Raw genomic sequence first — 13,127 nt, 5'->3', positions numbered from 1 at the left:
GCCGTCTCTTTCGGATCTTGCCGGGCTAGGGCTTCGACGGCTTCTCGTCGCCGTACAGCCAGACGTCCCACAGCGCGCCGAGGTCGCGGCCGGAGACGCTCTCCGCGTAGGCCGTGAAGTCGTCCGTGGTGGCGTTGGCGTGGCGGTACTTCGCGGCCCAGCCGCGCAGGATCTCGTCGAAGACGCGGTCGCCGACCGTCTCGCGCAGCTTGTGCAGGACCATCGCGCCCCGCTGGTACACGGGCGGGTCGAAGAGGTTCTCCGCGGCGGGCGGGGCGGCGGGCGGGAAGGCCCAGTTGGCGTCCTGGGCGAAGGCCTCCGCGAACCGGGTGCTCGCCGGGACGTGTTCGTACTGCTCCGCGTACAGCCACTCCGCGTAGGTCGCGAAGCCCTCGTTCAGCCAGATGTCGCGCCAGCTCGCGGGGGTGACGGAGTCGCCGAACCACTGGTGGGCCTGCTCGTGGACGAGGGTCGGGCGGTCGAAGGAGCCGGCCGGGAAGATGGGCCGGGTCTGGGTCTCCAGGGCGTACCCGAGGGTCCCGTCCCTGGTGACGATCGCCCCGGCGGTGGAGAAGGGGTACGGGCCGAAGCGCTTCACCTGGCGGGCGAGGAGCTCGGGGATCTCGGCCCGCAGGGCGGCGCTCGCCGCCGCGACGGGGGCCTCGGCGGCGGTGAGGACGGGCACGGAGCCGAGGGCGGTCGCCGTCCCCGTCGTGTACCGGCCGATCGCGACCGTCGCGAGGTAGCTCGCCATCGGCTCGGGCGTGTGCCAGACGGTGGTGACGCGCCCGTCGGCCTCGGTCCGGCGGGCGGTCCTGACGCCGTTCGAGAGGGCTTCGAGTCCGGCGGGGACGGTGAGCGTGATGTCGTAGGAGGCCTTGTCGGAGGGGTGGTGGTTGCCGGGGAACCAGGTCATGGAGCCGGCCGGTTCGCCGACCGCGACCGCCCCGTCGGCCGTGCGCAGCCAGCCCTCCTTGGAGCCGTCGGCGTCGGTGAGCGGCTCGGGGACGCCCGAGTAGGTGACGGTGGCGCGGAACTCCCTGCCCTCGGGGATGTCCTCGTGGGGGCGGAGGGTGAGCTCGTTCCCGGCCCGGTTGTACGCGGCGGGGGCGCCGTCGACGGTGGCGCCGCCGACGGTGAGGCCGGCGAGGTCGAGGTTGAAGGCGCTGAGGTCCTGGGTGGCGCGGGCGGTGATCTCGACGGTGCCGTCGAGGCGGCCGGAGGCCGGGTCGTAGGCGAGGGTCAGGCCGTAGTGGCCGACGTCGTACCCGCCGTTGCCGAGCTTCGGGAAGAGCGGGTCGCGCAGCCCGGAGGCGCCGGGGGTGCCGCGGACGCCTCCGCCCACGTCGGAGCAGCCACCCGCGAGCAGCGCGAGGGCGGTGAGGGCCGCGGTGAGGGCGAGGGCTCCGATACGGCTGCGCTGTGACACGTACCGATCTTAAAAGGTCAAAAACGAAAAAGGCGGCGGCGCCCGGCGGGAGATCCGGGCGCCGCCACCGGCTGGGGGCGTTACTTCGCGAGGGAGGCGACGCCGGCCTGGGCGAACTTCTCGTCGAGGTCGCCCGAGGGGGCGCCCGCGACGCCGATGCCCGCGATCGGGGCGCCCTTGGCGGTGACCGGGGCGCCGCCGGCGAGGAAGAGGGTGCCGGGGATGTCCTTCAGGGTCGGCGCGTTGGCCAGGCGGCCGGCGAGGACGGAGGTCGGGGCGTTCCAGGAGACCGCGGTGAACGCCTTGCGCTCGGCCGACTCGTAGGACTGCGGGCCGGCGCCGTCGCCGCGCAGGGTGACGATCGTGTTGCCGTTGCGGTCGACGACCGCGACCGACACCCGCTGGTTCTCCTTCTCGGCGGCGTCGAGAGTCGCCTGCGCGGCCTTCGTGGCAGCCTCGATCGTCAGGTGCGTCGACGTCGTGGTGTTGCCGTGGTCCGCGTCGGCCGTGACGGCGGCGGGAGCGGCGGCCGGGGCCGCGGCGTTCGCGGAGACCACGCCGAAGGTACCGGCGGCGACGACAGCGGCGGCGGTGGCACCGAGGAGGATCTTCTTCATGACTGACTCCGTAAGAGGTGAGGAGGGGGAAGCCTTCGAGCGGTTCGTTCCTTCGCTCTGCATCGATCCTCCGCCCGGAACCGGCACCGGACGGTCCACGGTCCGGCTGCCCTCCGCGCGCACACCGGACGACGGCACTGTCAGCCGATCGGTTGATGCCCGGCTGGTCCCTCCGGGCCACCATGGACACGTACACCCAGGTCAGAACGGCAGGGAGGCGGCACGGTGACCCGGCCAACGGAACACGACCCGGACGCCCGCTGGCTCGCGCGGGTCATGCACATCGCCTTCTTCCTGCTGCTCGGCGCCTCCCTCGCCCGCTTCCTGCTGCGGCACGACTGGGAGGCCCGCAGCCCCTGGATCATCGCCCTGACCGGCGCGCTCGCCTCCCTCTACCTGCTCGGCCCGGTCCTCGGCACCCGCGCCACCCCGCGCCGGATCGCCTGGCTGGGCACGGTCGTCGCCGTCTGGGTCCTCCTCGTCGTCCTCGCGCCCAGCTTCGCCTGGTGCGCGGTGCCGCTCTTCTACACGGGCCTGCGCACCCTCCCGCCGCGCGCCGCACTCGGCCTGGTCGCCCTGCTCACCGCCTTCGTGGTCTTCGCTCAGGTCCAGCTCTCGCACGGCGGCTGGGACCCGAACCTGATCGTCGCCCCGCCGGCCGTCGCCGCCCTCGCCACCGGCGTCTTCGTGTACGCGGACCGGCAGGCCGCCCGCCAGCGCGCGCTGATCGACGACCTCATCCGCACCCGGCGGGAACTCGCCGCGATCGAGCGCCGCGAGGGCACCCTCGCCGAACGGCAGCGGCTGTCCATGGAGATCCACGACACCCTCGCGCAGGGCCTGTCCAGCCAGCAGATGCTGCTCCAGGCCGCCGACCGCACCTGGGACAGCGACCCGGCCACCGCCCGCCGCCACGTCCGCACCGCCGAGTCCATCGCCGAGCGCAACCTCGCCGAGGCCCGCCGCTTCGTGCAGGACCTCGCCCCCGCCGACCTCGCCGGGGGCGGCGGCCTGGAGGAGGCCCTGCGCGGCCTCGCCGCGCGCGAGTCGGCGGGCTTCCGGATCGACGGGATCGCGGTGCCGCTGCCCGACCGCGTGCAGGCGGCGCTGCTGCGGATCGCGCAGGGCGCCCTCGCGAACATCCGCGAGCACGCCGGCGCCGACTCCGCCGCGCTCACCCTCACCTACCTCGACGACCAGGTGGTCCTGGACATCGCCGACGACGGCCGCGGCTTCGATCCGGCGCTCGCGCGCGAGCAGGCCGAGCGCGGCCACGGGCTGCCCGCGATGCGGGTGCGCGCCCAGCAGCTCGGTGGCACCCTGACCGTCGAGTCCACCCCCGGCGAGGGCACGGTGCTCTCCGCCGCGATCCCGCTCTCCCTGGAGTCCTGATGTCCGTACGGATCCTCCTCTGCGACGACCACGTCGTCGTCCGGGCCGGCCTGCTCGCGCTGCTCGGCAGCACCCCCGACATCGAGGTGGTGGGCGAGGCGGGCAGCGGCGAGGAGGCCGTCGCCCTGGCCGCGAAGCTGACGCCGGACGTCGTCCTCATGGACCTCCAGCTCGGCGCGGGCATCGACGGCGTGGAGGCGACCCGGCGGATCGCGCCGACCGGTGTCCACGTCCTGGTCCTCACCACGTACGACACGGACGCGGACATCACGCGGGCGATCGAGGCGGGCGCCACCGGCTACCTCCTGAAGGCCGAGCGGCCCGAGGAGCTGTTCGCCGCAATCCACTCCGCCGCGCAGGGCCGCACGGCCCTCTCCCCGCCGGTCGCCAGCCGGGTCATGGACCGCATGCGCGGGGCGGCGGGCCCTTCGCTCACCGACCGGGAGCGGGACATCCTCGGGCAGCTGGGACGGGGCCTGGGCAACCGGGAGATCGCGCGGGCGCTGTTCATCAGCGAGGCGACGGTGAAGACGCACCTGGGCCGGATCTACGCCAAGCTCGGCGTCGACACCCGCGCGGGCGCGGTCGCGGTCGCGAAGGAGCGCCGCCTGCTGCCGTAGCCCGGCCGCCGCCCCTGCCCGCCCACGCCCCGTCCGCCCGCCGCCCCTGCCCGCCCACGCCCCCGTCCGCCCGTCGCCACGGTCCGCGCGCCGCCCGGCTCTCCCGCCGCCTTCATCCGTTGGGCTGGTACCGGGTGCCGTTCCCCCGTGCCGCACCGCCCCCACTGCTACCGTGCGTCGTCACTCGACCGCACGGTGTCATGTCTCAGTGGGAGCGCACGTGAAGCTCGCGATCGTCGGCGGCGGCCCCGCCGGCCTCTACCTCTCGATCCTGCTGAAGCGGCAGGATCCGTCCCACGAGATCACCGTGTACGAGCGGAATCCCGAGGGCTCCACGTACGGCTGGGGCGTCACCTACTGGGCCGGGCTCCTCGACAAGCTCCGCGCGGGCGACCCGGAGTCCGCGGCCGCCGTCGCCGAGGCCTCCGTCACCTGGACCGACGGGGTCGCCATCGTGCGCGACGAGCGGACCGTCCACCGGGGCGACGCGGGCTTCGGCATCGGGCGGCGGCGGATGCTCGCGCTGCTCGCCGACCGCGCCGAGGAACTCGGCGTACGGGTGGAGTTCGAGCACGACATCACCGGACCGGACGCCCCCGAACTGGCCGGAGCGGAGCTGGTCGTCGCCGCCGACGGCGTCAACAGCGTGCTGCGCGAGGCGCACGCCGGGCACTTCGGCAGCGCGGTCGCCCATGGCCGCAACCCGTACATCTGGCTCGGCACCACCAAGGTCTTCGACTCCTTCAGCTTCGCGTTCAAGGAGACCGAGCACGGCTGGATCTGGTGCTACGCGTACGGGTTCAGCGGCGAGCGCTCCACCTGTGTCGTCGAGTGCTCCCCCGAGACGTGGACCGGCCTCGGGCTCGACACGCGCGGCGAGGCGGACAGCCTGAACCTGCTGGAGAAGCTCTTCCACGACCTCCTCGACGGGCACGAGCTGATCGGCCGCGACCGGGCCGACGACGCCGCCCAGTGGCTGACGTTCCGCACGCTGACCAACCGGGTCTGGCACCGCGGCAACCTCGTCCTGCTCGGCGACGCCGCCCACACCACGCACTACTCGATCGGCGCGGGCACCACCCTGGCCCTGGAGGACGCGCTCGCCCTCGCGGACGCCCTGCGCGCCCCCGGCGCCCTGGACGCCCCCGGCGCCCTGGACGCCGCCCTCACCGCGTACGGGAGGCGCCGCCGCGCCGAGCTGGTCTCCGCGCAGAGCGCCGCCCGCTACAGCGCCCAGTGGTACGAGAACCTGCCGCGCTACATGAGCCTGGAGCCGGCGCAGATGTTCGCGCTCCTCGGGCAGCGCCACTCGCCGCTGCTGCCGCACGTCCCGCCGCAGCTGTACTACCGGATCGACCGGGCCGCCGAGCAGCTGGAGGCGCTGCGGCGGCTCAAGCGCTGGCTCGGGCCCCGGGTCGCCCGGGCGGTGCACGGCCGCCGCTGACCCCGTCCAGGGGCGGCCGTGGATCGTCACCGGTCCGTCAGCGGTGGCGGGCCGCCCTGAGGCGGCGGGCCGGCTCCGTCACGTCGGGGAGCGTCCCGGCGCCGAGGCCCGGGGTCTCCTCCCAGCTCCTGAGCCGGTCCGCGACCCGCGCCAGGCGCGCGTCGCCCGGCCGTACGGCGAGGTGGAAGAGCCCCTCGTACGGGCGGTCGTCGTCGGCGCCCCAGCGGACGAGGCCCTCGGTGTCGGCGAGGATGTCGCGGACGACCTCCTGCTGACGGGCCGTGAACCCGCCCCGTACGCCCGGCGGGTAGGAGCCGGGGCGGATGACGACGGCGGTGCCGGACGCCAGGTTCGACTCGGGCAGCCGACTGTCCCGGACGGTGCCGGGGGCCACCCAGCCGGCGAGCGCGTGCGGCTCGCCGTCCCGGCCGAGGGCGTCGACCTCGTAGTGGAACCGGCGGACCACGTGGACGAGGACCGCCTCGACGTCGCCCGTGCGGACGGCGACGCTCAGGCCGGTGCCGGGCACGGAACGGGTGGCGATGTCGCCGCCGTCGACGTCGGCGAGCTTCTGCATCTCCCAGCCGTTGGCGGAGGGGCGGCCGGTGTGGATCTGGCGGTCGCGCTCCCGGGCGCGGCGCAGCGCCTCCTTGAGCGTGTCGTTCCGGGCGGGCTGCGGCGGCACGGCGGGAGCGGCCGGGGCGGCGGCCACCGCGGGTGAGGCGAGGAGTCCGGTGGAGCCGAGGCTCACCGCGGCGCCGGCGGTGGCGGCGAGGGCTCGCCTGCGGGTGACGTCGGTGGTGGGGTTCAACGGGTCGTCCTTTCTTCCGTCTGGCGGGGTGGTGACGTCGGGGTCAGGACTCGCGGATGACGCGGTTGTACTTCTCGAAGATCGCGTAGAGCGGCATCCGCAGCTGCGCGTCGCTGAACGCCGGCTCCACATAGCCCTGGTAGCGGCGGAGGATCTCGTAGGTCTCCGTGTCGGTGTAGTCGAGGGCGGGGCGGCGTATCGCGGGCTCCGCGTGGTCGCCCTGCTTGCCGTCCGCCCCCCAGATGTGCAGGTACGCGACGTTGCCCAGGTTGAACGCGTTGTCCTGGTTGACCTTCTTCCACATCGTCCAGCGGTCGTCGTCGCTGGCGGAGTTCATGAGATCGCCCTCCAGGAGCCCGGAGTTGATCGCGTTGTTGCGGGCGAGGATGCAGGTGCGCCCGGACATCTTGGCGACACCGGTGCTGCTGTCGACGAGCCGCTCGACGACCGGCAGGTCCTTGGCCCAGTCCGGGATGGCACCCTCGTGGTAGAACCAGACGCCCGCGTCCTGGATCAGGTCCTTCTGGCTGTAGTGGGCGAACTCCCAGAGGGCCGTCGTCTGGATGAGGGCCTTGCGCATGCGGAAGGCCCGGGCCGACGAGCTGATCGTGGCGTCGTTGCTGATGATCGTCTCCAGGCACTGCTGGAGCGTGTAGATCCGCTCGCCGCCGGGCCGGCCGATCGACTCCATGTAGGCCTGGATCTCGGCCAGGAGCGCGTCCCAGTAGGCCAGGCTGAAGCCGGTGTCCTGCTTCAGCGAGGGCCGGGGCAGGAACTCGCCCTGCCCGGTGTCCCAGCCGGTGGCGATGTTGTTGTCGATCTCGATGAGGCCGTCCCCGGAGCCGACCGTCTTGGTGACGATCTGGTCGAAGGCCCACTTGTCCGGCATCGGGTAGCCGAGGTTGCCGGAGAAACCGGACGACATGTCGGACACGAAGCAGGAGTCCGCGTGGTTCTTCTCGACCACGCGCGAGCAGACGTTCCGGGGGCCGTAGATGCCGATCTTGTACGGGCTGCCCAGCCGGGTCATCATGGCCCGGACGCTCTGGAAGTACGGCAGGACGTTCGAGGTGACCTCGTCGTCGACGGCGTCGTAGTCGACGGCGAAGTAGATCCGGGCGCCGTTCTTGAAGCCGTGCTCCTGCGCCTTGTAGACGGCCATCATGCAGTCGGACTCGCCCTGCTTGGGGCTGTAGTAGTCGACCGAGCGCGCCCACGTCTGGTAGATCGGGAAGCAGCGCAGCCCGTACGCCTGGATGGTCTCCAGCTCGCCCGGCTGGATCTCCTTCTCCGGCAGGGACGTGGTGGAGGCGTTGTAGAGGTAGCGGCCGATGTACTTGTAGCCGGCGTTCTTCAGCGCCTGCGCGCGCGCCGGGGTGATCTTCGTGACGCCGTCGCAGGCCGTGCCCTGACGGGTCTGGTCGCCGTACGAGACGAGCAGCGAGGCCCAGGTCCGGAAGTCGCCCTGGCCGGTCATGTCCAGCGCCATGAACTCCTGGAACGAGCGGACGCTGACGGCGGTGGACTCGGTGAACGTGCTCGTGAAGCCGGTGTGGCGGCGGTTGAGCTCCATCGCCGCCGTGAACAGCTGCACCCACACGCCGGACGAGCCGACCGACACGGTGCGGCTCTTCAGACCCGCCTGGGTGCCGGGCCCGAACGCGCCGTTCGCGGTGCCGTCGGCCATGCCCAGCTCGTACTGGATGGCGAACAGCATCGACTTGGCCACGTCACGCGAGTGGTGGCCGTCGCACGGGATGATGAAGAAGTCCTTGCGCTGGACGTACTGGCCGTTCAGCCAGCGCTGGATCGCGCGGACGGAGTCGGTGCCGTCGCCGACGCTCACGTAGGCGTCCATGTTGAACAGGCCCTTGACGACCTTCGGCTGCAGCGAGGTGCCGGGGAAGGCGTACGCGACGCCCATCTGGTCCTTCAGCTTCGCCACCGCGGCCTTCACGCGGGAGTTGTACGTGCCGTCGATGTCACCGCCGTCGTAGCCCTTGCAGTACAGCGCGGACTGGACGACCCGGCAGAAGTTCGCCGACGGGACCGTCGTCTCGTCGAGCTGGCCGTACTTCGTCTGCAGCGTGGACAGCGTCGTCGGACCGAAGCTGTTGGACAGCGCCGTGATGCCCATCTCGTACTGCAGCGCACGGGTGAGGGCGTACATGGTGGTCCATCCCGTGCGGCCGTCCTCCTGCAGCTTCGAGAGGCCCAGCAACGCGCCGTCCATGTAGGTGAGGTTGATGAATCGCTGGGCGCGCAGCACCATTTCGTCGGCCATCGGACTCCTTGCTCCAGGGTGCGGGAACCGCGGGGGGACCTTTCGAACGTAAGGTCCTGGCCCCGCCCACCCCGTGTCCCGGCCGTCCCGGGACGTCCCGGATCGTTCTTGAGCACCGTCGTGGCGTTCGGATCTCACACGTCGCGGCGGCCGACGGCCACGAACGCCGCCGCCACCGCTCCCACCGCCCACGCCGCGTACACCGTCCACGCCCCGCCGGCGGTCCACGGGTACTCCACCGGCACCGGCGACACCCCCACCTCCGTCAGCCGCTTCCACGCGCCCTGCGGCAGGGCGTGCAGGAACGTCGCACCCCAGCGGTTCCGGTCGTTCATCAGCGCCGGCAGCAGGAGCAGCACCCCGGTCAGGGACACGATGGTCGTCGCCGCGTGCCGCAGCAGCGCCCCGAGGCCGAACCCGGCGAGCGCGCACACCGGCGCGAGGAGCGCCGACGCGGCGACCGCCCGCACCACGCCCTCGTCGCCGAACGCCATGCCGACGCCCCGGCCGTCGAGCACGGTCTGCGTCGCGGCGAACGAGACCACGGCGACCAGCGCCCCGTACACCAGCATCACCGCGGCGAGGACGAGCGACTTCGCCGCGACGACGGCCCGGCGGGCCGGGACGGCCGCGAACGTCGAACGGATCTGGCCCGAGCCGTACTCGCCGGCGATCATCAGCGCGCCGATGGAGCCGGTGGCGAGCGTGAACACCATGGCCCCGCCCAGGGTGAACGCGTCGCGCATCGCCCAGATCGGCACGAAGAGCTCCCTGATGCCGTCCGGGTAGTCGGGATAGTTGCGGTAGTCGGCCAGGGTCGCCTGGAGGTTCACCGCGAGGACGGCGACCGCGCCGGCGGCGAACGCCCAGGGCGTGGAGCGGAGCGACCACAGCTTCATCCACTCGGCGGCGAGCAGGTCACGGAACCGGGCGGTCATCGGCGGTACTCCACACTGTCGGCGGTGAGCTCCATGAAGGCCTCTTCGAGGGAGGAGGCGTGCGCGGTCAGTCCGGCGAGCGCGACGCCGTGGCGGAAGGCGAGGACGCCGATCCGGTCCGCTTCCGCACCGGTGACGGCGAGGGTCCCGTCCTCCTCCCGCCGCACGGCCGCTCCCCCGGCGGTCAGGGCGTCGGCGAGCACCGGGGCAGCGGCCGGATCGGCCGTCCGCACGGTCACGCTCCTGCGGGTGCCGCGCGCCGCGAACGCCGCCACGCTCTCGGCCGCGACGAGCCGGCCGCGGCCGATGACGACGAGGTCGTCGGCGGTGTGCTCCATCTCGCTCATCAGATGGCTGGACACGAACACGGTGCGGCCCTCGGCGGCGAGCCGCCGGAACAGGCCCCGCGCCCACAGCACGCCCTCCGGGTCCAGGCCGTTGACCGGCTCGTCGAAGAGCAGCACCGGAGGATCGCCGAGCAGCGCGGCGGCGATCCCCAGGCGCTGCCTCATGCCGAGCGAGCAGGCGCCGATCCGGCGCCCGGCGGCGCCCGCGAGGCCGACCTCCTCCAGGACCTCGGCGGCCCGGCGGCGCGGAATGCCGTTGGTACGGGCGAGGGCCGCGAGATGGGCCCCGGCGGTCCTGCCGCCGTGCACGTCGTGCGCGTCGAGCAGCGCGCCGACGTCCCGCAGCCCGCGCGGCAGCTCCCGGAAGGGCCGTCCGCCGACGGTGGCCGTCCCGGACGACGGCGCGTTCAGGCCGAGGATCATCCGCAGGGTCGTGGACTTCCCGGCCCCGTTGGGTCCGAGGAAGCCGGTGACCCGGCCGGGCCGCACCTCGAAGCTGAGCCGGTCGACGGCGGGGCGGGGGGCTTCGGCGGGGCGGACGCGGCCGAGGCGGGTCCGGGCGGGGCGGACCCGGCGGCCGTACCGCTTCGTCAGTTCGTGGACTTCGATCATGCGGCCCACGGTGGCGGCCCGGCACCCCGAGGCGCATCGGCCCGGCGGCCACAACCGGACCGCCGGGGTGGCCCGGGGGCGTACTCCCCCGGGCCGACGCCCCGACGGGACGCCCCCGCCTACGATCGTCGCCATGCCCGCCACCCCCGCCGACCGGCCCTCCAGCGGACCGATACCGACGGCCCTCACCCGGGGCGCGGCCGTCGCACACCCCTTCCTGCTCCTCACCGCCGTCCGGACCGGCCCGTACCGCTCCACCGAACTGCGGCTCTTCCTCACCGCCGTCGCCGTGGGCCTCGTCCTCCCCCTCGCCCGCCGCAACCCGCTCGCCGCGCTCGTACCGCTGCTCGCCGGACTGCTCGCCGCCGCGACCACCCGCCCCGACGCCGCACTCCTCTACCTGCCGGTGCTCGCCGCCGACGCCGTCGTCGGCCGGATCGCCGTCCACCACCCGCCACGGATCCTGGTGCCCGCCGCCCTCGGGGCGCTCGCCGTGCAGATCGCCGCCGCGACGTACACCACCTCCGGACAGGACGTGTTCGTCAGCACCGCCGTGGCCCTCGCGCTCGCGCTGCTCACCGCCGGACTCCTCGGCCGCTCCGTACGCGAACGGCGCGACCACACGGCGGAGCTGCGCGCCGCGACCACCGCCGAGGCCGTCGCCGCCGAACGGCTCCGGATCGCCCGCGAGCTGCACGACGTCGTCGCACACAGCATCGGCGTCATCGCCATCCAGGCGGGCGTCGGCCGCCGGGTGATCGAGACCCAGCCCGCCGAGGCCCGCAACGCGCTCGCCACCATCGAGACCACCAGCCGGGAGACCCTCGCCGGTCTGCGCCGCACCCTGGGCGCACTGCGCGGCGCCGCCGACGACGGCCGCCCGGCACCGCGCGACCCCGCGCCCGGCCTCGCCGACCTGGAACGGCTCGCCGCGTCCACGGCGGACGCGGGGGTACGGGTCGAACTGCGGCACCTCGGCAACCGCGACGGCGCGCTCCCGCCGGAGATCGACCTCGCCGCGTACCGGATCGTCCAGGAGTCCCTCACCAACGTCGTCCGCCACGCGGCCACCCCCACCTGCCGGGTGACGGTGGAGCGGCGCACCGACACCCTGCTCGTCGAGATCGCCGACGACGGCCGGGGCACGCCCGGTGCGGAATCCGGGGGCGGCTACGGTCTCGTCGGAATGCGCGAGCGCGCCGCGCTCCTCGGCGGAAGCCTCACCGCGGGGCCGCGCCCCGGAGGCGGCTTCCACGTGACCGCGCTGCTGCCGCTGCCCGAAGGAGCCCCGTGAACCCGCCGATCCGAGTCCTCCTCGTCGACGACCAGCCCCTCGTCCGGGCCGGTCTGCGCGTCCTCATGGCCGACACCCCCGACATCGAGGTCGCCGGCGAGGCGGGCACCGGCACCGAGGCGGTCGCGCTGGCCCGGGACCTCGGGCCCGACGTCGTCGTGATGGACGTCCGGATGCCCGGCATGGACGGCATCGAGGCCACCCGGATCGTCACGGCGGGCCCCGGGGCGCCGCGGGTCCTCGTCCTCACCACGTTCGACGACGACGCGTCCGTGTACGGGGCGCTGCGCTCCGGTGCGAGCGGCTTCCTCGTCAAGGACATGGCCCTCGACGACATCCTCGCCGCGATCCGGGTGGTGGCCGCCGGGGACGCCCTGATCGCGCCGGGCGTGACCCGCCGGCTGATCGAGGAGTTCGCGGCGCGCCCCGAACCCGCGCGGCGTCCCTCCGGCGGGCTCGACGGGGTCACCGAGCGCGAGCGGGAGGTCCTCACCCTCGTCGGGCGGGGCCTGTCGAACGGCGAGATCGCGGAACGGCTCCACATCAGCGCGGCCACCGCGAAGGCGCACGTGGCGCGGCTCTTCTCCAAGCTGGACGCGCGCGACCGGGTGCAGCTGGTGATCCTCGCGTACGAGGCGGGTCTGGTGCCGTGACACCATCGGTCCCGTGCTCGACATCGGCTACTCCCTCTCGCGTCGCTTCCCCGACCCGCCGCAGACCGACTACCGGCGCGCGGACGTCCACGCGCTGCGTCACGACCTGTTCTGCGGGGACGTGTACCTCGCGGACACCGAGGCGGACCGCGAGGTGTCCACAGCCTGGGGATGGGTGCCGGTGCTCGACTTCGCGTGGGCGCTGTGCGACATCGTCGAGCAGCTCGACCAGGACCCGCGCGGCAGCCGGGCCGCGCAGCCGCAGTACGCGGAGCTCGACTTCACCGAGTCCACGGACCGGATGCTCTTCGAGCGGCGCTTCGGATGGGTGGACGTCGAGGCGGACTGGATGCCGGGGGACGAGCCGCCGGTCACGTTCAACCACGCGGAGCTCCGCCGTGAGGCGCGGGACTTTCTGCACGATCTGATCGCGGACCTCACGGACATGCACGAGGGCCTGGCCGACAACCCCACGATCTGGACCCTCCAGTCCCGCTTCCCCCGCGTGAAGTAACCCCCACGCTACGACCTGCGCCCCACCGTTGCGGGCTGCGCCCCGCCCGTTGTGGGCGGCGCCCCGCCGTTGTGGGCAATCGCCCCGCCGTTGTGGGCAATCGTTCCGCAGGGCGGAACGGGTGGGCACAACGGAACGGCGCCCCGTGCCGGGCCTAGGCTCCTGCGCCTGA

General features: G+C 73.5%; 12 protein-coding genes. 6 read left to right on the top strand and 6 right to left on the bottom strand.

Annotated elements, in window-relative coordinates; all coding sequences use genetic code 11:
* Window positions 1-25: 25 nt before the first annotated feature.
* Window positions 26-1,429 (bottom strand): M1 family metallopeptidase, encoded by a 1,404-nt coding sequence (locus ACFV2S_RS31430; protein ID WP_385566761.1) that lies wholly within the window; start codon window positions 1,427-1,429, stop codon window positions 26-28.
* An 80-nt stretch (window positions 1,430-1,509) separates the two neighbouring features.
* Window positions 1,510-2,046: a heme-binding protein gene (locus tag ACFV2S_RS31425; RefSeq protein ID WP_383797091.1), complete on the bottom strand. Its 537-nt coding sequence runs from the start codon at window positions 2,044-2,046 to the stop codon at window positions 1,510-1,512.
* A gap of 225 nt (window positions 2,047-2,271) precedes the next feature.
* Here ACFV2S_RS31425 and ACFV2S_RS31420 point away from each other — a divergent pair, with 225 nt between their 5' ends.
* From ACFV2S_RS31420 to ACFV2S_RS31410, 3 genes are all read left to right on the top strand, one after another.
* Window positions 2,272-3,438 (top strand): sensor histidine kinase, encoded by a 1,167-nt coding sequence (locus tag ACFV2S_RS31420; protein WP_385566755.1) that lies wholly within the window; start codon window positions 2,272-2,274, stop codon window positions 3,436-3,438.
* On the top strand, window positions 3,438-4,058 hold the full coding sequence (locus ACFV2S_RS31415) for a response regulator (RefSeq protein ID WP_383797093.1): 621 nt from the start codon (window positions 3,438-3,440) through the stop codon (window positions 4,056-4,058). The genes ACFV2S_RS31420 and ACFV2S_RS31415 overlap by 1 nt, the downstream gene beginning before the upstream one ends.
* A gap of 220 nt (window positions 4,059-4,278) precedes the next feature.
* On the top strand, window positions 4,279-5,502 hold the full coding sequence (locus ACFV2S_RS31410) for an FAD-dependent monooxygenase (protein ID WP_385566749.1): 1,224 nt from the start codon (window positions 4,279-4,281) through the stop codon (window positions 5,500-5,502).
* Window positions 5,503-5,539: 37 nt separating this feature from the next.
* On the opposite strand, the gene ACFV2S_RS31405 is transcribed toward ACFV2S_RS31410, so the two are convergent.
* The 4 genes from ACFV2S_RS31405 to ACFV2S_RS31390 all read right to left on the bottom strand — a co-directional run bounded on the left by ACFV2S_RS31405 (window position 5,540) and on the right by ACFV2S_RS31390 (window position 10,494).
* The gene (locus ACFV2S_RS31405) at window positions 5,540-6,313 is read right to left on the bottom strand and encodes a hypothetical protein (RefSeq protein WP_385566745.1); all 774 of its coding nucleotides are present in this window, start codon (window positions 6,311-6,313) and stop codon (window positions 5,540-5,542) included.
* Between the two features lie 43 nt (window positions 6,314-6,356).
* Complete coding sequence (locus ACFV2S_RS31400; RefSeq protein ID WP_385566741.1) at window positions 6,357-8,597, bottom strand: glycoside hydrolase domain-containing protein; 2,241 nt, start codon at window positions 8,595-8,597, stop codon at window positions 6,357-6,359.
* A 134-nt stretch (window positions 8,598-8,731) separates the two neighbouring features.
* Complete coding sequence (locus ACFV2S_RS31395; protein WP_383797097.1) at window positions 8,732-9,535, bottom strand: ABC transporter permease subunit; 804 nt, start codon at window positions 9,533-9,535, stop codon at window positions 8,732-8,734.
* Entirely contained in the window at window positions 9,532-10,494 is a 963-nt protein-coding gene (locus ACFV2S_RS31390) for an ABC transporter ATP-binding protein (protein ID WP_385566735.1), read from the bottom strand. Before ACFV2S_RS31390 ends, ACFV2S_RS31395 begins: the two co-directional genes overlap by 4 nt.
* A 133-nt stretch (window positions 10,495-10,627) precedes the next feature.
* On the opposite strand from ACFV2S_RS31390, the gene ACFV2S_RS31385 reads away from it, so the two are divergent.
* Genes ACFV2S_RS31385 through ACFV2S_RS31375 form a run of 3 tightly spaced genes read left to right on the top strand, consistent with a single transcriptional unit; the run spans window position 10,628 to window position 12,955 of the window.
* The gene (locus tag ACFV2S_RS31385; protein WP_385566732.1) at window positions 10,628-11,788 is read left to right on the top strand and encodes a sensor histidine kinase; all 1,161 of its coding nucleotides are present in this window, start codon (window positions 10,628-10,630) and stop codon (window positions 11,786-11,788) included.
* The gene (locus ACFV2S_RS31380; RefSeq protein ID WP_383797100.1) at window positions 11,785-12,441 is read left to right on the top strand and encodes a response regulator; all 657 of its coding nucleotides are present in this window, start codon (window positions 11,785-11,787) and stop codon (window positions 12,439-12,441) included. The genes ACFV2S_RS31385 and ACFV2S_RS31380 overlap by 4 nt, the downstream gene beginning before the upstream one ends.
* A gap of 13 nt (window positions 12,442-12,454) precedes the next feature.
* Complete coding sequence (locus ACFV2S_RS31375; protein WP_385566726.1) at window positions 12,455-12,955, top strand: hypothetical protein; 501 nt, start codon at window positions 12,455-12,457, stop codon at window positions 12,953-12,955.
* Window positions 12,956-13,127: the final 172 nt, after the last annotated feature.

Source organism: Streptomyces sp. NPDC059695 (assembly GCF_042733785.1).
GTDB lineage: Bacteria > Actinomycetota > Actinomycetes > Streptomycetales > Streptomycetaceae > Streptomyces.
This window is presented reverse-complemented; position numbering and strand designations above follow the sequence as displayed.

Bases quoted from the DNA above. Each gene is read 5' to 3' on its own strand.
- ACFV2S_RS31400 (WP_385566741.1), bottom strand. From the start codon at position 8,597: ATGGCCGACGAAATGGTGCTGCGCGCCCAGCGATTCATCAACCTCACC.
- ACFV2S_RS31425 (WP_383797091.1), bottom strand. From the start codon at position 2,046: ATGAAGAAGATCCTCCTCGGTGCCACCGCCGCCGCTGTCGTCGCCGCC.
- ACFV2S_RS31395 (WP_383797097.1), bottom strand. From the start codon at position 9,535: ATGACCGCCCGGTTCCGTGACCTGCTCGCCGCCGAGTGGATGAAGCTG.
- ACFV2S_RS31390 (WP_385566735.1), bottom strand. From the start codon at position 10,494: ATGATCGAAGTCCACGAACTGACGAAGCGGTACGGCCGCCGGGTCCGC.
- ACFV2S_RS31415 (WP_383797093.1), top strand. From the start codon at position 3,438: ATGTCCGTACGGATCCTCCTCTGCGACGACCACGTCGTCGTCCGGGCC.
- ACFV2S_RS31385 (WP_385566732.1), top strand. From the start codon at position 10,628: ATGCCCGCCACCCCCGCCGACCGGCCCTCCAGCGGACCGATACCGACG.